Below are 21,336 nucleotides of genomic sequence, written 5' to 3'. Positions count from 1 at the left end.
AATCTTTCCCCGAATAAGTCATGAAACCGTCTAACGTCGGTCATAGCTCGACTGTCGTCGGGCTCAGGACAACAGGGGATGGAGTGACGCAGGTCATGGCTAACAAGATGCTCGGGAAGGTTGTCGCGGGTGCCGCTCTCGGTGGCGCGTCCCTTCTGGTGTTCACGCCGGGGATCGCGTTCGCGGACGGTCACCACGACGGCGAGAGCCGGGACGGCAAGGTCATCGCCAAGCCGCACGTCGTCAAGCCCGGCGACGAGGTCAAGCTCATCGAGATCTGCCCGGAGGCGCAGGAACACGCCTTCGTCTGGTCCAAGGTCACCGGCAAGGTCAAACTCAAGCCCGCCGAGGGCCGCGGCGAGGAACACGGCGGCTGGAAGGACGACGAGGGCAAGGGCGACGAGCACGGCAAGCCCGAAGAGGGCAAGGGCGAGGACCACGGCAAGCCCGGAGAAGGCAAGGGCGAGGAGGGCAAGGGCGAGGACCACGGCAAGGGTCCCGACGGCCAGGCCCCCGACGACAACGGCCCCAAGCCGCAGCCCCCGGCCGAGGGTGGACAGCCCCCGGCGGACGGCGGTCAGGGCGGCGGCTTCATGGCCGCCGACCAGGGCCCGGACCACGGCGGCAAGCCCGACGAGGGCAAGGGCGAGGAACACGGCAAGCCCGAAGAAGGCAAGGGCGACGAGCACGGCAAGCCCGAAGAAGGCAAGGGCGACGAGCACGGCAAGCCCGAAGAAGGCAAGGGCGACGAGCACGGCAAGCCGGGGGCCGGCGAGGAGTCCGGCGAGCACGGCAAGCCCGGCTGGGACGAGGAGTCCGACGAGGGCGACTGGCAGGGCCACGAGGGCTACGGCAAGGACGACGAGTCCGGCTACGGCAAGGACGAGGAGTCCGGCTACGGCAAGGACGAGGGCGGCTGGGAGCACAAGAAGGACTTCGTCTACTACGGCGAGGCCGAGATCTCCAAGGACGCCCGTCCGGGCCGCTACGAGTTGGAGGGCTCGTGCGGCGAGGGCGAGCTGGTCGTCCTGCCGAAGGGGCACGTCGACGGCGGTGACGGTGGGATGACCACCACCGGTGCCGACCGGGGCATGGCCGCCGGTGGTGCGGGCATGATCGGCGCGGCTGCCCTCGGCGGCATCGTGCTGATGCGGCGGCGTCGGGCCAATGAGCTCGGCTGACCTGACGGCGACACGGGCCGGCGGCCGTCACGGGAGACCGTGGCGCGCCGCCGGCGCGGCCGTCGTCGTCCTCCTCGCCATGGCCGGCTCCGGCATGATCGGCGCGTCGATCCGGACCACGCCCCCGCCCCGTCCGCCGCAGCCGGCGGCCCAGGCCGCACCGCAGACCGCCCCGACGGACACCCCGGCCGGGGACACCGGGCCGGTCGACGACCCAGACGCGCAGGTCCCCGCCGACGCGAGCGTGCCGCCGGGCCCCGACCCGCTGCCCCGCTCCGCTCCCACCTCGATCGTGATCCCCAGGATCGGGGTCAACGCGGGGATCATGCCGCTGGGCACCAACCCGGACGGCACGGTCCAGGTGCCCCCGCTGAACCAGGCCCAGCAGGCGGGCTGGTACGAGCCGGGCGTCAGCCCCGGCGAAACCGGCAACGCGGTGATCGTCGGGCACGTCGACTCGGCACAGCTCGGGCCGGCGGTCTTCTTCCAGCTCGGCTCGCTCCTGCCCGGCGACACCGTCGCGGTGGCGCGGGCCGACGGCAGCACCGCCACCTTCACCGTCGACGAGGTGCGGTCCTACCCGAAGACGCAGTTCCCCACCGACCTGGTGTACGGCCCGAACGACCGTCCCGGGCTGCGGGTGGTGACCTGCGGCGGCCAGTTCGACCAGGCCGCCGGCAGCTACCAGGACAACGTGATCGTCTTCGCCACGCTGACGTCCTGAGCCGGCCGCGGCCGGTCACACACGACCGCGCCCGGGGCGGGACCCTCGTCCCGCCCCGGGCGCGGTCGGCGTACGGTCAGGCGGCGGCGGACGTCCGGACCAGGGTGCGGATCTGCCGCAGCAGCACCGACAGCGAGGCGAGGTCCGCCCGCGACTCGTCGAACTCCCCCATCGCCCGGTGCGCCCGGTGGATCGAGGTGGCGTTCGACTGCTCCCACTGGAGCACCCGCTCCTGCGGCGGCAGGTCACCCGGGGTGGAGTCGAGCACCTCCCCGGTCAGCGCGGCCAGCGCGGCGTACAGGTCGTAGCGCAGCGCCATCCGGGCCAGCGTCTGCCAGCGGTCCTCACGCGGCAGCAGGGAGATCTTCGACAGCAGCGAGTCCACCCGGAACCGGTCGGAGAGCACGAAGTAGACCGACGCCACCTCGCCGACGTCCCGGCCACTGGTCCGCGCCGTCTCCACCACGTCCAGCAGGCCGAAGCTGTACATCAGCCGGGTCGCCCGCCCGGCCAGCTCGGCCGGCAGTCCCCGGGCGGTCATCGCGTCGATGTGCGCCTGCAACGACTCCCGCTCGCTGCCGTGGAACCGGTCCTGAAGGTCGGGCAGCAGCCGGGCCACCCCGTCGCGGAGCCGCTCGATCTCGGCGGGCACGTCGATCGGCGAGCGCCGGTTGGTCACCAGCCACCGGACGGCCCGGTCGAGCAGCCGGCGGGTGTCCAGGTAGACGCTGGTCTGCAACTCCGGCGGGACCTCGTTGTCCAGCGCCTCGACCGCGTCCCACAGCTCGCGCAGCCCGAAGACCTCCCGGACCACCACGTACGCCCGGATCACGTCGGCCGCCGACGCGGCCGTCTCCTCGACGACCCGGAAGACGAACGAGATGCCGCCCCGGTTGATCGCCTCGTTGACCAGGACCGTGGTGACGATGTCCCGACGCAGCCGGTGCTGGGCCATCCGGTCGGCGAACCGCTCGCGCATCGGCGTCGGGAAGTACCTGACCAGGACGTCGGTCGTCCACTCCTCGTCCGCGAGGCCCTCGGCCAGGATCTCCCGCTCCAGCACGATCTTGACGTACGCGAGCAGCACCGCGAACTCCGGCGCGGTCAGCCCGGACTCGGTGCGGACCGCCAGCTCCTCGTCCGGGGGCAGCGCCTCCAGCGCCCGGTCGAGCTGGCCGGCCCGCTCCAGCTCGCTGATCATCCGGCGGTGCACCGGCAGCAGCGAGGCGGCCTGGGCCTGCGAGTTGTTGATCGCCCGCGCCTGGTCGTAGTTGTCCCGCAGCACCAGCTCGGCGACCTCGTCGGTCATCTGGGCGAGCAGCTCGTCGCGCTCGGGCACGTCCAGCGCGCCGTCGGCGACCGCCGTGTTGAGCAGGATCTTGATGTTCACCTCGTGGTCGGAGCAGTCCACCCCGGCCGCGTTGTCGATGAAGTCGGTGTAGATCCGGCCGCCGGTAGACGCGTACTCGATCCGGCCGAGCTGGGTGCAGCCCAGGTTGCCGCCCTCGCCGACGACCCGGCAGCGCAGGCTCTTGCCGTCCACCCGGATCGAGTCGTTGGACTTGTCGCCCACCTCGGCGTTGGTCTGGCTGGACGCCTTCACGTAGGTGCCGATGCCGCCGTTCCAGAACAGGTCGACCGGCGCGGTGAGGATCGCCTTCATCAGCTCCGCCGGGCTGAGCTGGGTGACGTCGTCGGCCAGGCCGATGGCCGCGCGCACCTGCGGGGTGACCGGGATCGACTTGGCCCCGCGCGGGAAGATCCCGCCACCTTCGGAGATCAGCTTCGGGTCGTAGTCCTCCCACGACGACCGGGGCAGGTCGAACAGCCGCTTGCGTTCCCGGAAGGAGGTGGCGGCGTCCGGGTCCGGGTCGAGGAAGATGTGCCGGTGGTCGAACGCGGCCACCAGCCGGATGTGCTCGGAGAGCAGCATCCCGTTGCCGAACACGTCACCGGACATGTCGCCGACGCCGACCACGGTGAAGTCCTGGGTCTGGGTGTCGTGGCCCAGCTCGCGGAAGTGCCGCTTGACCGACTCCCAGGCGCCCCGGGCGGTGATGCCCATCTTCTTGTGGTCGTAGCCGGCGGAGCCGCCGGAGGCGAACGCGTCGCCCAGCCAGAAGCAGTGCGCCGCCGAGATCTGGTTGGCGATGTCGGAGAACGTCGCGGTGCCCTTGTCCGCCGCCACCACCAGGTACGGGTCGTCGGGGTCGTGCCGCACCACGTCCACCGGCGGCACGATGTCGCCGGAGACGATGTTGTCGGTGACGTCGAGCATCGCGCCGACGAACTCCTGGTAGCAGGCGACCGCCTCGTCCCGGTCCCCCGGCTTCTGCTTCAGCACGAAGCCGCCCTTGGCGCCGACCGGCACGATCACCGCGTTCTTCACCATCTGCGCCTTGACCAGGCCGAGCACCTCGGTCCGGAAGTCCTCCCGCCGGTCGGACCAGCGCAGCCCGCCCCGGGCCACCGGCCCGAACCGCAGGTGCACACCCTCGAACCGGGGCGAGTACACGAAGATCTCGAACTTGGGCCGGGGCGCCGGCAGGTCCGGGATGGCCTGCGGGTCCAGCTTGAACGCCACGTACGACTTGGGCCGCCCGTCGGCGCGCTTCTGGTAGAAGCTGGTCCGCAGGGTGGCCTGGATCAGCGTCAGGTAGGCGCGCAGGATGCGGTCCTGGTCCAGGCTCGCCACGTCGTCCAGCGCGACACCGATCGCGTCGACCAGCTCGTCGCTGCGTTCCCGGCGCTGCCCGGCGTCCCGCCCGTCCGGGGCGAACCGCACCTCGAAGAGCTCCACCAGCAGCGCCGCGATCCGCGGGTACGCGATGAAGGTCTGCTCCATGTACTCCTGGGAGAAGACCGCCCCGGTCTGCCGCAGGTACTTCGCGTACGCCCGCAGCACCACCACCTGCCGCCAGGTGAGACCGCCGCGCAGGACCAGCTCGTTGAAACCGTCCACCTCGGCCTCGCCCCGCCAGGCGGCGGCGAACGCGTTCTCCACGTGCGGACGCACCTCGGCCAGCTCCTGGTGCCCCTCGGGCAGCCGCAGCCCGAAGTCGTACAGGAAGACCCGCCCGTCGATCCGGTCCACCTCGTACGGATGCTCGTCGACCACCCGGACGCCCAGCGAGTGCAGCACCGGCAGCACGGCGGAGAGCATCATCGGCTCGCCGTAGCGGTAGACCTTGAACCGGACGTCCATCGCCTCGTCGGCCCGCTGCCCGGCCCGCGGCGCCCACTGCTTGCGGAACAGGTGCATCTCCAGCTGGCCGGGCTCCTCCAGCAACTCCAGCTTCGCCAGGTCCTTCATCGCCTCGTACGGCGTGTGGGTGTCCTTGTAGCCCTCCGGGAACGCGTCGGCGTACCTGGTGAACAGGTGCTTGGACTGCTCGTCGCCGAGCTTGCGTTCCAGCACCAGCCGGTAGTCGTCGTCCCAGAGCCGGGTCGCGTCGGCCAACTCCTCGGCGAGCAGGTCGGCGTCGATGTCCCCGGGCGGGTTGTTCGGGTCCGTCCGGACGATGAAGTGCACCCGGGCCAGCATCGACTCGGTGACCCGGGTGGTGTAGTCGACCCCGATGCCGTTCAGTTCGCGCAGCAGGATGTCCTGCATGCGCAGCCGGTTCTGGGTGGTGAACCGGTCCCGGGGCAGGTAGATCAGGCAGGAGATGAACCGCCCGTACGCGTCGCGGCGCAGGAACACCCGCAGCTGCCGGCGGCCGGCCATCCGCAGCACGCCGGTCACCGCGTGGTACAGGTCGTCGGTCTTGATCTGGAACAGCTCGTCGCGCGGGTAGGTCTCCAGGATCTGGAGCAGGTCCTTGCCGGAGTGGCTGCGCTGGCTCAGTCCGGAGCGGTCCAGCACCTCGGCCACCTTGCGGCGGACCACCGGCAACTCCCGCACGCTGGTCCGGTACGCCGCCGTGGAGAACAGGCCCAGGAACCGCCGTTCGCCGACCACCGCACCGGCCGAGTCGAAGATCTTGAAGCCGATGTAGTCCAGGTAGGCCGAGCGGTGCACGGTGGCCCGCGAGTTCGCCTTGGTGATGATCAGCAGCCGCTTCTCCATCACCTTCTCGTGCGCCTCCGGCGTCATCGACGACAACGCCCGCGCCTCCGGCGAATCCGACCGCAGGATCCCCAGCCCGGTGCCGAGCACCGCCTCCAGCGCCGGGCCGCCCTGACCACCGGAGTCGACCAGCCGGTACTCCCGGTAGCCGAGGAAGGTGAAGTGGTCGTGGGCCAGCCAGCGCAGCAGCTCCACCGAGTCGGTGATGTCCTTCTCCGGCACCGGCGGGCGGTCGTCCGCCGTCCGGGCCGAGGCCAGCTCGTCGGCGAGCGCCAGCGCCCGCTGGCGCATCTTCGGCCAGTCCTCGACAGCTTCCCGCACGTCCGTGAGCACCCGCTGCAACTCGCGGCGCAACTGGTCCCGCTGGTCGGCGTCGCGGACCGGATCGATCTCGATCCGCATCCAGCTCTCCACCAGGTCACCGGCGATCGCGTCGTCCGGCTCCACGTCGGCGGAGACCTCGGTCAGCCGGCCCAGCGGTTCCCGCCGGACCACCACCAGCGGATGCACCAGCAGGTGCACGTCGAGGTGGTGGGCGTTGAGCAGGGCGGTCACCGAGTCGACCAGGAACGGCATGTCGTCGGTGACGATCTCGACGACGGTGTGGTGCTGGTCGGCGTCGGGGGGCAGGATGCGCAGCTTCAGCTCGCCCGGCACCCGCTGCTGGGCCAGGTCCCGGTGCGCCCGCGCGGCGTCGAGCATCTCCTCGGCGGTGAACCCGATCAGCTCCTCGTCCGGCGCGAACCGCCAGAACCGGCCCACCAGGGTCGCCGCGTCGTGGTCGTCCCCGGCCAGCGCCACCGCCTGCGCCACCAGGCGTTCCGCGTTGGGCACCGGCTCGTCGAGTTCGGCGTCCTCCACGTCCTCGCCGAGCGCCTCCACCGGAAGGCCCAGGTCGTAGAGGGTGTCGATGCTCGAACCGGTCACCCCGGTCACGCCTGTGTCGAGTCGGCCGTAGCCGTCCCCGTCGATCGGCGGGCTGTCCCCGTCGGTCGCCGAATCGAAGCTGTCGTCCCGGCCGGTGTCGCTCTGCCGGAGGTCGGGTACCGGTTTGATCGCCGGACGCCGGTCCATCGGTGCCACTCCCCTCGACGACCCACCGCGTTGTGGGTCACTCTGCCGCCCCACCATAGGCCCTGCCGCTTCGTGCCTTGGTCGGTGGACCACCGGTGGGACGTCCGGTTCGGGACTCTGGCCTGGCATCTGTGGCAGATGCACGATCGGCCGGGTGCCGAGTACCCCGCCTCGGGATGTTCATCACACCCTCGCGCCCACCACTTCGGGCCGCCCGCCGGGGCCCGGCCGCCGCAGTCGCCACGGCCGGTCCGTACCGGCGTACGGCCTGGCCGGGTGGCTCCGGCGACCGCGCGGGGCGGTACGGGCGGCGACGGCGTACTAGCGTGCAGGGCAGCCCGCCGTCCGGAAGGTGCAGCTCCATGCCCCTGTCGTACCCCTACCGCAGCCCCGGCACGCCCCTGCGGCGGGGGCTCGCGGCCCTGACCGCCACCGTGCTGGCGGCCGGCGCCCTCGTCGGCTGCTCCGCCGACGACGGGCTGACGGGCAGCGTGGACGCGTTCCTCGCCGGCTGGCGTTCCGGCGATCTGGACAAGGTGGGCTTCGTCGACCCGACCGGGGCGAGAGTGCCCGCCGATACCGTCGTCGAGGAACTCAAGGCCCTCTCCGGCGACCTCGCCGGCACCCCGCCCACCCTGCGCCGCGTCGGGGAGGCCGAGGTCACCAGGAACCTCGCCACCACCACGGTCGACATCCGGTGGACGCTGCCGGGTGGGGCGGACTGGGCCTACCAGCGGCCGGTCCGGTTGCGGCAGAACTCCGGCGACGACCAGTGGCAGGTGATCTGGGAACCGAAGGTGCTGCACGAGCAACTGGACAGGGGCGACCGGTTGACGCTGCGACGGACCGCCGCGCCCCGGGCCGGGCTGCTCGACGGCGCGGGACAGCCGATCGTGACGCCCCGGCCGGTGGTCCGGATCGGACTGCAACCCGGCGAGATCCCGGACGTCCCGGCGCTGGTGGGGCGGCTCGACGCGGCGTTCAGGGCGGTCCGGCCGCCGATCAGCCCCCCGGTCGAACTGGCCGACCTGCCGCAACGGCTCCGCGACGCCGATCCGGACGCGTTCGTCGAGGTGGTGACGTTGCGGGACGAGGCGTACCGGCAGATCCGTTCCCGGATCTACGACCTGCCGGGGACGAAGTTCCGGGCCGAGAAGCTCGACCTGGCGCCGACCCGGGAGTTCGCCCGCGCCCTGCTCGGCACGGTCGACCCGGCGCAGGCCGACGACCTCGCCGCCCACCCCGACCGGTACGCCAAGGGCGACCTGGTCGGCCACGGCGGACTCCAGGGCCGCTACGACGAGCGGCTGCGCGGCGCTCCCGGCACCACCGTGGAGATCCGCCGGCCCACCGCCGAGGGCGGCAGCACCCTCGTCACCGAGGCGTTCCGGCAGGAGCCGGGCCCCGGCCAGCCGGTCCGCACCAGCCTCGACGTGACCACCCAGAACGCCGCCGACGGCGCGTTGCGGGGCGAGAGGCGACGCTCGGCCCTGGTGGCGGTGCGGGTCAGCGACGGCGCGGTGCTCGCCGCCGCCAACGGCCCCGGGGCGGCCGGGGAGAACCTGGCGTTCACCGCCCAGGTGCCACCGGGCTCCACGTTCAAGACGGTCAGCGCCCTGGCCCTGCTGGACAAGGGGGCGGTGACCCCGCAGACCATCGTCGACTGTCCCAAGACCAGTGTGGTGGACGGCCGCCCGTTCAAGAACTCCGACGACTTCGTGCTGGGCAGGGTGCCGTTCCGCACCGACTTCGCGAAATCCTGCAACACCGCGTTCGTCGCGCTGGCCCCGCAGCTCGGCCCGGACGGGCTGGCCGCCACCGGCCGTACCCTCGGGTTGGAGGGCTCGTGGGACCTCGGCGCGGACGTCTTCACCGGCAAGGTCTCCACCGGCGGCGGGCCGACCGAGCAGGCCGCCGCCGCGATCGGCCAGGGCACCACCGTGGTCAGCCCGCTGGCCATGGCGGGGGTGACCGCCGCCGTCGCCCGGGGCCGCTTCGAGCAGCCGAAACTGGTGCTCGACCCGGCTCCCGCCGCGCCCGCCGCGGCCGGCCAGCCGCTGCGGGCCGAGTCGGTGGCGGCGCTGAAGACGATGATGCGCGAGGTGGTCACCGCCGGCACCGCCAGGGCGCTGGCCGACGTGCCGGGTGGCCCGGTGTACGGCAAGACCGGCACCGCCGAGTACGACGACGATCCGGCGCACACCCACGCCTGGTTCGTCGGGTGGCGGGGCGACGTCGCGTTCGCCGTCTTCGTCGAGCAGGGCGGATCGAGCACGGCCAGCGCCGTCCCGATCGCCGAACGCTTCCTCCGCACCCTCCGCTGACCCGCCCGGTCTCGCGCTCAACGGGGGCGATGTAGCGGTGTCCGGCTCGCGGGACCGCGCCATATCGGCCCCGTTGCTCGGTCACGCGTGCTCGGTCACGCGGGCCGGGGCTCGGTCAGGCGACCGGCTCCTCGGCGCGACCCGGTGCGTCGGCCGGGTCGGGTTCGGCGGGGTGCGGCTGGGGCGGCAGCAGTCGGGGCGCGACGGCGTCCGGGGCGACGACCGGGGCCAGCCCGGCGACGACCGTGTTGACGATCTCGGCAGCGTACGCGCCGTCCGGGTCGTAGTCGGGGTCGAAGACGGTCAGCTCGACACCGAGGCAGTGCGGGGTGTCCACCAGCCCGGCGAGCAGGATCTCCAGCTCGGCGAAGGCGATCCCGCCCGGGTCGGGGGCGTCCACGGCCGGCATCACCGCCGGGTCGAGCACGTCCACGTCGATGTGCACCCAGTAGCCGGCGCAGTCGGCCAGCTGCTCGTGCGCCCACTGGGCGCTGCGGGCGGCCCCCTCGGCGCGCAGGGCCGGCACCGGCCGGGTGATGATCCCGGCGGCCTGGAGGTCGAGCCGGTACTCGTCCTGCGCCCGGATGCCGAGCACCACCACGTCGATGTCCCGGAAGTACGGTCGACGTCCCTCGATGGCGGCCAGGTCGGCCTGCCCCCGCCCGGTCACCAGGGCGAGGTCCTCCCCCGCCGCCGCACCGACGTAGGAGGCGTTGCCGGGGTGCCGGAAGTCGGAGTGGCCGTCGACGAAGACCAGCCCGATCCGCCCGCCGACCGCCTCACCGAGCCGGTGCATGGCCAGCGCCGAGCCGAGCAGCACCGAACAGTCACCGCCGAGGACCAGCGGAAACTCCCCCCGGTCGATGATCGCGCCGATCCGGTCGGCCAGCGCCGTCGAGTAGCCGGAGATCTCCCGGGCGTGGCAGACCCCGTCGCCGGGACGCCAGTCGCCCGGGTCGTACCGGGGGGCGGTGAGGCAGCCGGCGTCGCGGGCCCCGAGCCGGGCGAGCAGGCCGTGGTCCCGTAGCGCCCCGGGGGCCTTGCCGCAGCCGGGGACGGAGGTGGAGGTGGGTGGGCGCAGACCCAGGTTGGTCGGCGCGTCGAGGACGGCGATTCGGCGCATCACGGGCTCCCGTCCTCGATGGTCGGCGGGCCGGCCGTGTGGCCGGCCCGCGCGGGGTGTCAGGGGATCAGAACAGGGCGCTGGCCAGGGCGCGACGGGCGGAGGCCACGGCGGGGTCGTCCGGGCCGGCGATGCTGAACAGCGAGACCAGGTGTTGGCGGGCCCGGTCCCGGTCGTCGCCGACGGTCCGCCGGACCAGCCCGACCAGTCGTCCGTACGCCTGCTCGGCCATGCCGCTGAGCACCTCGATGTCGGCGGCTAGGAGCTGGGCCTCGACGTCGTCGGGGTTGGCCTGCGCGGCGGCGAGGGCGGCCTGCGGGTCCGCACCGGCGACCCGCCGGGCCACCCCGACCTGGGCCAGGCCGGCCTCGGCCGCGGCGTCCGCCGGGGACTCGGCGAGGATCTTGCGGTACGCCTGCTCGGCGGCGTCGAGGTCGCCGCTCATCAACGCGTCGTCGGCCTCGTCGAGGCGCGGGTCCTCCGGCTCGGCGACGGTGACGCCACCGGCCTTGAGCACGGCGGCGAGCCACTGGCGCAGCTGCGGCTCGGGGATAACCCCGGGGAAGGCGTCGATCGGCCGCCCGCCGACCACCGCGTAGACGGTGGGGATCGCCTGGATCTGGAACATCTGCGCGATCCGCGGATTCTCCTGGACGTCGACCCGGGCAAGGACCCACTGGCCGGCGCCCTCGGCCGCCAACCGCTCCAGCACCGGGGCGAACTGGTCGCTGTCCGGGTAGCCGGCCGCGCCGAAGAAGACCACCACGGGTGTGGTCATCGACTGTTCGAGCACCCCGGACTGGATGTTCGCCTCGGTCACGTCGAGCACGGCGGCGGTGCCGCCGGTGGCGGGACCGCCCGGTGCGCCGGTGGGTGCGCCGGTCTGGCTCGGTGTGGCGGGACGGGAACTGGCCGGGGCGGTGCCGCGCAGCGCGCTGAGGTCGACCGCGCCGCGGGTGAAGATCGACGAGGTGATCCGTGGGTCGCTCATGGTTACCTAGTCTCGCACGATCCCCACCGTTGTCGGCTCAGCCGCAACGCCCACAGTTGCCACTCTCACCTCCCGTTCTCCCCCCGCCACCCCCCACCCCCACACCCCCGCCCCCCACCCCGACCGGGGGGTGGGGTGGGGAGGATCAGAAGCGGGCGGGTTCGCGGTAGGTGCCCCATTCGGCGCGCAGGGCGTCACAGATCTCGCCGAGGGTGGCCTCGGCGCGGACGGCGTCGAGCATCGGCGGGATCATGTTCCCGCCGGTACGGCTGACCTCGATCATGCGGGTCACCGCCGCCGCCACCGCCGCGTCGTCCCGGGTGGCCTTGCGCTCGGCGAGCACCCGACGCTGCTCCAGCTCCACCTCGTGCGAGATGCGCAGGATCTCCAGCTCCTTGGCGACCGTGCCGGTGTGGCAGTTGACCCCGACGATCTTCTTGTCGCCCTTCTCCAGAGCCTGCTGGTAGACGAAGGCCGACTCGGCGATGTGGCCGGTGAACCAGCCGTCCTCGATGCCGCGCAGGATGCCGGAGGTCATCGGGCCGATCCGGTGCGGGCCGTCGCCGCCGAGCTGCCGGATGCGGGCGAAGATCTCCTCCGCCTCGGCCTCGATGGCGTCGGTGAGCGCCTCGACGTACCAGGAGCCGCCGAGCGGGTCGGCCACGTTGGTCACCCCGATCTCCTCCATCAGCACCTGCTGGGTGCGCAGGGCGATCTCGGCGGATTCGTCGGTGGGCAGGGCCAGGGTCTCGTCGAGGGCGTTGGTGTGCAACGAGTTGGTGCCGCCGAGCACGGCGGCGAGGGCCTCCACGGCGGTGCGTACCACGTTGTTGACCGGCTGTTGCGCGGTCAGCGACACCCCGGCGGTCTGGGTGTGGAACCGCAGCCAGAGGGCCTTCTCGCTGGTCGCGCCGTAGACGTCGCGCAGCCAGCGGGCCCAGATCCGGCGGGCGGCGCGGAACTTGGCGATCTCCTCGAAGAAGTCCAGGTGCGCGTCGAAGAAGAAGCTCAACCCGGGGGCGAAGACGTTGACGTCCAGCCCGCGCGAGAGCCCCAGCTCGACGTAGCCGAACCCGTCGGCCAGGGTGTACGCCAACTCCTGCGCGGCGGTCGAGCCCGCCTCGCGGATGTGGTAGCCGGAGACCGACAGCGGCTTGTAGCGCGGGATCTCGGCGGCGCAGTATTCCATCAGGTCGCCGATCAGGCGCAGGTGCGGCTCGGGGTCGAACAGCCACTCCTTCTGCGCGATGTACTCCTTGAAGATGTCGGTCTGCAACGTGCCGTCCAGCCGGGACAGGTCGACGCCCTGCCGCTCGGCGGCGACCAGGTACATGCAGAACACCGGCACCGCCGGGCCGGAGATGGTCATCGAGGTGGTGACGCCGGCCAGGTCGATGCCGTCGAAGAGCACCTCCATGTCGGCGGCGGAGTCCACCGCGACCCCGCAGTGCCCGACCTCGCCGAGCGCCTGCGGGTCGTCGGAGTCCCGCCCCATCAGGGTCGGCATGTCGAAGGCGACGGAGAGCCCGCCGCCGCCCGCGCCGAGGATCATCTTGTACCGCTCGTTGGTCTGCCGGGCGTTGCCGAACCCGGCGAACTGCCGGATCGTCCAGGCCCGACCCCGGTAGCCGGTCGGATGCAACCCCCGGGTGTACGGGAACTCGCCCGGCCAACCGATCCGTTCGAACCCGGGGTAGGCGGTCCCCTCGGGTGGCCCGTACACCGGCTGCACGGTGGCGCCGGACAGGGTGGTGAAGTCGGCGTCCCGCTTGCGCGCGGCGTCGTACCGGGCCTGCCAGCGTGCCCGTCCGGCGGCGATCTCGTCGGCGTTCATCCGCGGGGCTCCTCCTCGAGTCCTCGACCGAACCCCGAGTGTAGAACGACAACCTGAACGATCACTAAGCCAACCCGCCCCACCCCCTATGGCCCGGCCGGCCCCCGCCACCGCCGGTGATCAAGAGGTTTGCGTCAACCCGCCCCCGAATCCTGACGCAAACCTCTTGATCACCGCCGTAGCCTGACGTAAACCTCTTGATCACCGGGCGGAGCGGTTGATCGGCGGGCAGGGGGGCGAGGGCTGGGCGGGGGCTGGGCTGGGCGGGGGCTTTTGTGGGTGGCTGCTCAGGCGATGGGGGCTTCTGGGTCGTTCATCGCTACGTCGTCGACGCGGATGTTGATCTCGTCGGCGCGGAGGCCGTACGACTCCACCGCTGCTGTCACAGCGGCGCGTACCGCATCGGTGACCTGGGGCACCGGGTGGCCGGCGGAGATCACCAGGACCAGGTTGACCACGGCCGCGCCGTTGGTGACGTGCGCCGAGCAGCCCCGCCGGGCGTCGCCCACCCGGTCCAGCCCGACCTTGTCGAGGACGGCGTTGAAGAACCGGGCCACGTCACCACCCAGCTCGGCCACCCCGGGCACGGACTTCGCGGCGGCCACCGCGATCTTCTCCACCACCTCGTCGGAGACCTGCGTCGTCCCGCCGGCCACCGCATCCGGCGTCACCGACAACTCCTGCGTCGCCTCGTGGTCCATGATCGCCCCCGGAAAGCCGTCGCACCGCCCCACGGGTCCGTGGCGCGGTGCGAGCGTACTAGCCGATCGTGCTCCGTTGTGGACGGATCAGGTGCCGATCTGGGCGAGCAGTTCGTCGGCCGCCGCGTACGGGTCCAGGGCACCCTCGGCCACCTTCGCGGCGAGCGTCGGGAGGTCCGTACCGTCGCTCAGGGAACCGATCCGGGCGCGCAGGACGCCCAGCGCGATCGCCTCGATCTCGGCGGCGGCCCGCTTCTCCCGGCGGCGGCGTAGCTCGTCGTGCTGCTCCAGCCAGGCCCGGTGCTTGTCGATCGCGGCGGCGATGTCGTCGATCCCCTCGCCCCGCGCGGCGACCGACCGGACCACCTGCGGCCGCCACTGCCCCGGCCCGCGCTCGCCCAGCGCGATCATGCCCTGGATGTCGCGGACGGTGGCGTCCGCGCCGTCCCGGTCGGCCTTGTTGACCACGAAGACGTCGGCGATCTCCAGGATGCCGGCCTTGACCGCCTGGATCGCGTCACCCATCCCCGGGGCGAGCAGCACCAGCGTGGTGTCGGCGAGCGAGGCCACCTCCACCTCGGCCTGGCCGACCCCGACCGTCTCCACCAGCACCACGTCGCAGCCGGCGCCCTCCAGCACCCGGACCGCCTGCGGGGTCGCCGCGGAGAGCCCACCGAGGTGGCCCCGGCTGGACATCGACCTGATGTAGACGCCCGGGTCGGTGGCATGGTCCTGCATCCGCACCCGGTCGCCGAGGATCGCCCCGCCGGTGAACGGGCTGGACGGGTCGATCGCCAGCACGCCGACCCGGTGCCCGCCCGCCCGCAACGCCCGCACCAGCTCGTTGGTGGTGGTCGACTTGCCCACCCCCGGGGAGCCGGTCAACCCCACCACCTGGGCCTGCCCGGCGTACGGCGCGAGCGCCGCCGCCACCTGCGGCAGCACCTCGTCACCGGACTCGACCAGGGTGATCAGCCGGGCCACCGCCCGGGGGTCACCCTCGCGCGCCCGGCGCACCAGCATCGGTACGTCCCGACTGCGACGAACCGGGACGGCGGCCGGGGCGGGGGCGTTCTCGACAGTCACTGGGCCACCTTCGCTCACGACTGCGGGGCTCGCAAACCCCGCTCACTCCTCGCGCTCGCCACCGAGTCACCTTCGCTCACGACTGCGGGGCTCGCAAACCCCGCTCACTCCTCGCGCTCGCCACCGAGTCACCTTCGCTCACGACTGCGGGGCAGCTGTCGGGCTCGCGGGGCCGGCGCCTTCGGGTCAGCTCTGGGCGTCGGCCGGTACGTGGATGATCAGGGCGTCGCCCTGGCCGCCGCCACCGCAGAGCGCCGCCGCGCCGGTGCCGCCGCCCCGCCGCTTCAGTTCGAGTGCGAGGGTGAGCACCAGCCGGGCGCCGGACATGCCGATCGGGTGCCCCAGCGCGATGGCGCCGCCGTTGACGTTGATCTTGTCGGTGCTGACCCCGAGGTCCCGCGCGGACTGGATGCCGACCTGGGCGAACGCCTCGTTGATCTCGATGAGGTCGAGGTCGTCGATGCTCAGGCCACCCTTCTTCAGGGCGTGCTGGATGGCGTTGGACGGCTGCGAGTGCAGGGAGTTGTCCGGGCCCGCCACGTTGCCGTGCGCGCCGACCTCGGCCAGCCAGGCCAGGCCCAGCTCGTTCGCCTTGGCCTTGCTCATCACGACAACGGCCGCCGCGCCGTCCGAGATCGGCGACGAGGAGCCCGCGGTGATCGTGCCGTCCTTGGCGAACGCCGGGCGCAGCTTGGCGAGCGACTCGGCGGTGGTGTCCGGCCGGATGCCCTCGTCCTCGTTGATCACCAGCGGGTCGCCCTTGCGCTGCGGGATGACCACCGGGGTGATCTCGTCGGCGAAGTGGCCGTTCTTCTGGGCGGCGGCGGCCCGCTGGTGGCTGGCCGCCGCGAACGCGTCCTGCTCCTCGCGGGTGATGCCGTGCCGTACGCCGAGCCGCTCGGTGGACTCGCCCATCGAGCAGCAGTCCCAGGCGTCGCTGAGCCCGTCGTGGGCCATGTGGTCCTTGATCGTCACGTCGCCGTACTTGTAGCCGGCGCGCTGGCCGAGCAGCAGGTGCGGGGCGTTGGTCATCGACTCCATCCCGCCGGCCACCACGATGTCGAACTCGCCGGCCCGGATGAGCTGGTCGGCCAGGGCGATCGCGTCCAGGCCGGAGAGGCACACCTTGTTGATGGTCAGCGCCGGCACCGACATCGGGATGCCCGCCTCCACCGCCGCCTGCCGGGCCGGGATCTGCCCGGCGCCGGCCTGGAGCACCTGGCCCATGATCACGTACTGCACCTGGTCGGGGGCGACCCCGGCGCGCTCCAGCGCCGCCTTGATCGCGATGCCGCCGAGCTTCGTCGCCGGGAGGTCCTTCAGGTTGCCCAGCAGCCGGCCCATCGGGGTCCGCGCGCCGCTGACGATGACCGATGCCACTGTCTGCCTCCGAGGGGGGTACCGAGCTGTACGCCTTAACGGCTGTTCGGCAAGACTAGCGGCATGGCTGAGAACACCCCCGTCGAGCCCGCTGCCGACTACGTCACAGACATCGGGCTGCGCCGTATCGATCACGTCGGGGTCGCGGTCGCCGACCTGGACGCCGCGATCGACTTCTATCAGCGCACCTTCGGGATGCGCTGCATACACGAGGAAACCAACACCGAGCAGGGCGTACGCGAGGCGATGATGGCCGTCGGCCCGACCGCCGAGGGCGGCTGCGTGCAGCTGCTCGCCCCGCTGTCGCCGGAGTCGACCATCGCCAAGTTCCTCGACCGCAACGGCCCGGGCGTGCAGCAGGTGGCGTACACGGTCGCCGACATCGACGCGGCCTGCGCGATCCTGCGCGAACGCGGCGTACGACTGCTCTACGACACCCCGAAGCGCGGCACCGCCAACTCCCGGGTCAACTTCGTCCACCCCAAGGCCGCCGGCGGCGTGCTCATCGAACTCGTCCAACCCGCCGACACCCCCCACTGACCCCCGCCCTCCCCGCGTTCCGCTCCCCGCGCCCCCGCGTCCCGTGTTGATCAAGAGGTTTGCGTCATCCCGATCTCCAGATCTGACGCAAACCTCTTGATCACCGGGGCGGGGCAGACCGTTGATCGCCGGGGCGGGGCGGACCGGGGCGGGCATTGTGTGGGGGCGTTATTCCGGGGGTGGCGGGGAAAGGGGTCCGGGCACTGCCGGGATAGCGGGCGGTGGCGGCGGCGGGGCCGCCCGGACCTGCCAAGATCGCCGTTTGGTGCCGGCCGCCGGTACGACCCGGTGGACCATGTAAAGAGGACACGAAAGCTCGGCACCGCTCTTGCGAACGACCCCGGGGGGTCTGCAAGTATGTCCCAATGCCCCAGCAGCAGTCCTCCCCTCTCGCGTTCTTCGATAACGCGAACTCGCAGCCCGACTTCACGGTGGGCCTGCGCGGATACAACACCCACCAGGTCGACGACTTCCTCGGCCGGATGACAGCGGCGTTGACCCAGTCGGAGCAGGCCCGCGCCGAGGCCGAGCAGCGGATGAACGACGCCCAGCGTCGGCTCCGCCAGGCCGAGCAGCGGCAGGCCGCCCTTGAGCAGAAGCTCACCGACACCAACAAGCAGCTCGAGGAGAACAGCCGGCCGACCCTCTCCGGTCTCGGCACCCGGGTCGAGCAGATCCTCCGGCTGGCCGAGGAACAGGCCAACGACCACCGCAACGAGGCCAAGCGCGAGTCGGAAGGGATTCTCTCCGCTGCCCGGCTGGAGGCGCGGGAGATCACCGACAAGGCGCGCGCCGAGGCAGCCGCGATGAAGGCCACCGCCGAGCGGGAGGCCGGCACCGTCCGCACCGCCGCCGAGCGGGAGGCCGCCGAGGCCCGGGTGCAGGCCCGTCGGGAGGCCGACACGCTGCGTGCCGACGCCGACCGGGAGACCAAGCAGCTGCGTACGGTCACCGCGCACGAGGTGGCCGAGCTGAAGTCCACCGTCGAGCGGGAGGTCGCCACCCTGCGCGCCACCGCCGAGCGGGAGATCACCCAGCAGCGGGCGAAGGCCGCGCGGGAGGCCGAGGAGAAGCGCGCCGAGGCGACCAAGCTGCTCACCGACGCCCGGGACAAGCGGGACAAGGACCTCCAGGCGCTGGAGCTCCAGCTCGCCGAGCGGCGGGAGAAGGCCGAGCGCGAGGAGTCGGAGCGGCACGCCGCCCAGGTGGCGCAGACCCAGAAGCTGGTCGGCGAGGCCGAGCAGCGGGCGCGGGCCGCCCAGGAGCGGGCCAAGGAGATCGAGCAGCGTGCCGAGGCCCGCCGGGTCGAGTCCGAGCGCACCGCCAACGACACCGTCGACAAGGCCAAGGCGTTGGCCGAGAAGACCCTCAACGAGGCCAAGGCCGAGGCGAAGCGGCTGCTCACCGAGGCGCGCACCGAGGCGGACCTGACCACCCAGGCGGCCCGCCGCGAGGTGGAGGACCTCACCCGCCAGAAGGACGCGGTCACCTCGCAGCTTGGCCAGATGCTCTCCGGCCTCGCCGGGATCGTGCCGGGTGTTCCGGCCCAGCAGCAGGCCGCCGCGCCGGCCAAGGCGGAGCCGGCGAAGGCCGACGCCGAGTCCCGGGCGACCGCGGAGACCGCCAGCTGACCGAACACATCGACGGGGCATGAGTCGCGGCGCGGAGGGACACCGGATGACCGGTGCACCCCCGCGCCGCGCCCGTTCCCGCCCTGTGACACCCTGTCGCGGGACAGCACTGAAACAGCTCCCCACAGCGGCGTCCGTATCGCCCCCGGAGGGCCGGATGCGTGTGAGGATGGGGGCATGTCGCACGGCGAGGAACTGTTCGCTCTCGGCGGGGATGTGACCACGGAGCCCAGCTTCGAGTCCGCTCTGCGGGGATACGACAAACGACAGGTCGACCGGTACGTCGCTCGTGCGGAGCACGAGATCGCCACGCTGACGGGTGAGCGGGAACAGGCGTACACCCAGATCCACAAGCTGGCCGGTCAGGTCGAGCACCTGCAGCGGGATCTCGCCCAGGTGCGCAAGCAGGTCGGGGTGGTGGACCGGGCCTCCTTCAAGCACCTCGGCCCCCGGGTCGAGCAGATCCTCGCCCTCGCCGAGGAGCAGGCCGACGCGATCCTGGTCGCCGCCAACGAGGAGATCGAGGCCCGCCGGGCCGCCGCCGAGCACATCATCGACGAGGCCCGCGAGCAGGCCGCGCGGGCGCTCAAGGACTTCGAGATCGCGCTCGCCGCCCGGCGGGCCGAGGAGGAACGGCACACCACGGCCCGCAAGGCCGAGGCGGACGCCGCCGTGCGTACCGCCAAGGAGGAGGCCGCCCGGCTGCGCAGCACCGCCAAGGACGAGGCGACCCTGCTGCGCGCCACCGCCGAGGACGAGTCCAACCGGTTGCGGACCGCCGCCCAGGACGCCCTGAACCGGGCCCAGCAGGAGGCCACCCAGCTCCGCGACACCGCCAAGGAGATCCACGCCCGGGCCCAGCAGGAGGCCACCAAGCTCCGCGAGATGGCGAAGGCGGCGCTGGCCAAGGCCCAGAAGGAGGCCACCGACCTGCGCGAGGCCGCCAAGGAGGTGCACCTCAAGGCGCAGCAGGAGGCCCGGCGGCTCGTCGATTCGGCGACGGAGACCAGCCGTGCCACCCACGCCAAGGCGCTCCAGCAGGCCAAGCAGGTCACCGACGACGCCGACGGCGCGGCCAAGGCGACCCGGGAGCGGGCCCGGCAGGAGGCGCAGCGGCTGACCACCGAGGCGACCGAGGCGGCCCGGCACAGCCGGGCCGAGGCCGAGGCGTACGTGCAGCGGATGCGCACCGAGACCGAGGCGTACGTGCAGCAGTCCCGCGCCCAGACGCAGCAGGAGCTGGGAGCCTGGCGCGCGGGGGTGGAGCAGGAGGTCAACGGCCGGCGGGAGGCCGCCGACCGGGAGCTCGCCCAGCGCCGGGCCGCCGCCGAGCAGGAGTTCGCCAAGCGCCGCGACGAGCTGGACCGCAAGCACCAGGCCCGGCACGACGAGCTGGAACAGCAGCACGGCACGCGGCAGGCCGAGCTGGAGCGGGAGTGGGCCGCCCGGCGGGACGAGATCGAGCAGGGCGCGGCCGAGATCCGCCGGGTCGCCGAGGCGGACGCGGCGACGCTGCGCCGCACGGCCGAGCAGGAGACCACCGAGCTACGGCGGCGGGTGGAGCAGGAGACCACCGAGCTGATCGACCGGGTCGAGCGGGAGACCGCCGAGAAGCGTCGCCAGGCCGACGAGCACGTCGCCGCGTCGCGCCGGCAGTTCGACGAGTACGCGGCCACCACCCAGCAGCATCTGGCCACCACCCAGCAGCACCTCGCCGCCACCCAGCAGGAGGCGGCGGCCGGCCGGCAGCAGCTCGCCCGGGTGATGCTGGAGATCGCCCAGGCCCAGCAGCAGCTCGCCGACCTGCGTCAGGAGACCTGGCAGGCGCGGCAGGAGCACGACGAGCTCCAGCGGGACGTCACCGCCCTGCGGGCGCGCGCCGCGACGCCGGTGGGCCCCGACGCCGTGGCGTCGTCCCCGGACGGCGACCGGCCGGGGACGGGTCCGCTCGGCAACGGCAGGAAGCCGAAGCCGACGCGCACCGCCGACGCCCCGGCACCGCAGCCGGTGGGCTCCGGCCCGGCCGGCGGCGGCAAGGCACCCGCCGACAGCGACGCCGGGAAGGAACCGGTCGCGGCCGGCGCGGACGCGGTCGTGGCCGTCACCAGGCCGGCCACCAACGGTACGAAGCCGACCGGCGGTACGGACGGTGCCGCGAAGCCGAAGGCCGAGCCGGTGACCACGGTGGACGGCGGGACGGCGAGCGCCGGGGTGGACGGTGAACCGACCGTCGCCGCGGTTCCCGGCACCGCCGGCCGGGGCGCCACCCCGACGAAGATCACCAGCACCGGGGAGAACGGCAAGCGGCCCAGCAAGCCGACCACCGACGAGCGCAGCGCCAAGCCGAGCACGGTGACCGTCGAGTCCGAGTGACCGCCCCGGGGCGACCCCGCGGTGGCCGGCGGGACACCCGCACCACTACCCTGCGGGCAGGAGCCCGTACGGTAGGTGGTCGCCGGGTGGGTTAGTTGATCCACTCCGGGTGTGCCGCGCCGGGGGCGGAACTGGGGAGGTCCGGTGGCACAGCACGGCCCGGCACGCGACGATGCGACCCGGGACAGCGCCCCTGCGGGCGTACCGACGGCCCGGGCCGGGGCGGAACCGGTGACGGCCCGCTCCGAGCCGCCGCCCACCACGGACGGCGAGCACGCCACGCGCGGAGAGCCCGCCGCGCCGAC

General features: G+C 72.7%; 12 protein-coding genes and 1 pseudogene. 6 read left to right on the top strand and 7 right to left on the bottom strand.

Translation table 11 applies throughout. The annotated features are described in order from the left end of the window. Window positions 1-95: 95 nt before the first annotated feature. Complete coding sequence (locus H1A17_RS09640) at window positions 96-1,181, top strand: hypothetical protein (protein WP_194821676.1); 1,086 nt, start codon at window positions 96-98, stop codon at window positions 1,179-1,181. A gap of 1 nt (window position 1,182) precedes the next feature. Continuing rightward, window positions 1,183-1,905: a class F sortase gene (locus H1A17_RS09635; protein WP_194821682.1), complete on the top strand. Its 723-nt coding sequence runs from the start codon at window positions 1,183-1,185 to the stop codon at window positions 1,903-1,905. 76 nt (window positions 1,906-1,981) lie between these two features. Here H1A17_RS09635 and H1A17_RS09630 read toward each other — a convergent pair whose 3' ends face one another. Further along, on the bottom strand, window positions 1,982-7,048 hold the full coding sequence (locus H1A17_RS09630; protein WP_194821675.1) for an NAD-glutamate dehydrogenase: 5,067 nt from the start codon (window positions 7,046-7,048) through the stop codon (window positions 1,982-1,984). Window positions 7,049-7,410: 362 nt separating this feature from the next. On the opposite strand from H1A17_RS09630, the gene H1A17_RS09625 reads away from it, so the two are divergent. Continuing rightward, a complete protein-coding gene (locus tag H1A17_RS09625) occupies window positions 7,411-9,372 on the top strand; it encodes a penicillin-binding transpeptidase domain-containing protein (RefSeq protein WP_145921434.1) in 1,962 nt (653 codons plus the stop codon). Window positions 9,373-9,562: 190 nt separating this feature from the next. Here the strand turns inward: H1A17_RS09625 and H1A17_RS09620 are convergent. From H1A17_RS09620 to H1A17_RS09595, 6 genes and pseudogenes are all read right to left on the bottom strand, one after another. Beyond that, window positions 9,563-10,498: pseudogene (locus H1A17_RS09620) on the bottom strand (arginase family protein); the annotation flags it as partial. A gap of 64 nt (window positions 10,499-10,562) precedes the next feature. Further along, on the bottom strand, window positions 10,563-11,486 hold the full coding sequence (locus tag H1A17_RS09615; protein ID WP_145921435.1) for a tetratricopeptide repeat protein: 924 nt from the start codon (window positions 11,484-11,486) through the stop codon (window positions 10,563-10,565). A gap of 145 nt (window positions 11,487-11,631) precedes the next feature. Further along, window positions 11,632-13,320, bottom strand: coding sequence for a methylmalonyl-CoA mutase (locus H1A17_RS09610; RefSeq protein ID WP_145921436.1), 1,689 nt, complete (start codon window positions 13,318-13,320; stop codon window positions 11,632-11,634). A 287-nt stretch (window positions 13,321-13,607) separates the two neighbouring features. Next, window positions 13,608-14,021 (bottom strand): Asp23/Gls24 family envelope stress response protein, encoded by a 414-nt coding sequence (locus H1A17_RS09605; RefSeq protein WP_145921437.1) that lies wholly within the window; start codon window positions 14,019-14,021, stop codon window positions 13,608-13,610. Window positions 14,022-14,108: 87 nt separating this feature from the next. Next, window positions 14,109-15,044 carry a methylmalonyl Co-A mutase-associated GTPase MeaB gene (gene meaB / locus H1A17_RS09600; protein WP_228543233.1) on the bottom strand — a complete coding sequence of 312 codons (936 nt, stop codon included), beginning with the start codon at window positions 15,042-15,044 and terminating at the stop codon, window positions 14,109-14,111. A gap of 249 nt (window positions 15,045-15,293) precedes the next feature. Continuing rightward, the gene (locus tag H1A17_RS09595) at window positions 15,294-16,487 is read right to left on the bottom strand and encodes an acetyl-CoA C-acetyltransferase (protein WP_145921439.1); all 1,194 of its coding nucleotides are present in this window, start codon (window positions 16,485-16,487) and stop codon (window positions 15,294-15,296) included. Between the two features lie 63 nt (window positions 16,488-16,550). On the opposite strand from H1A17_RS09595, the gene mce reads away from it, so the two are divergent. From mce to H1A17_RS09580, 3 genes are all read left to right on the top strand, one after another. After that, a complete protein-coding gene (mce, locus tag H1A17_RS09590) occupies window positions 16,551-17,027 on the top strand; it encodes a methylmalonyl-CoA epimerase (protein WP_145921440.1) in 477 nt (158 codons plus the stop codon). Between the two features lie 365 nt (window positions 17,028-17,392). Next, entirely contained in the window at window positions 17,393-18,658 is a 1,266-nt protein-coding gene (locus tag H1A17_RS09585) for a DivIVA domain-containing protein (protein ID WP_088642764.1), read from the top strand. A gap of 177 nt (window positions 18,659-18,835) precedes the next feature. Then, window positions 18,836-21,031 carry a hypothetical protein gene (locus H1A17_RS09580; protein ID WP_194821674.1) on the top strand — a complete coding sequence of 732 codons (2,196 nt, stop codon included), beginning with the start codon at window positions 18,836-18,838 and terminating at the stop codon, window positions 21,029-21,031. The last annotated feature ends 305 nt before the right edge of the window (window positions 21,032-21,336 follow it).

This window comes from Micromonospora sp. S-DT3-3-22, from assembly GCF_015354745.1.
Taxonomy (GTDB): domain Bacteria; phylum Actinomycetota; class Actinomycetes; order Mycobacteriales; family Micromonosporaceae; genus Micromonospora; species Micromonospora wenchangensis.
Note: the sequence above shows the minus strand (reverse complement) of the source record. Positions and strands in the feature narration are given on the sequence as shown.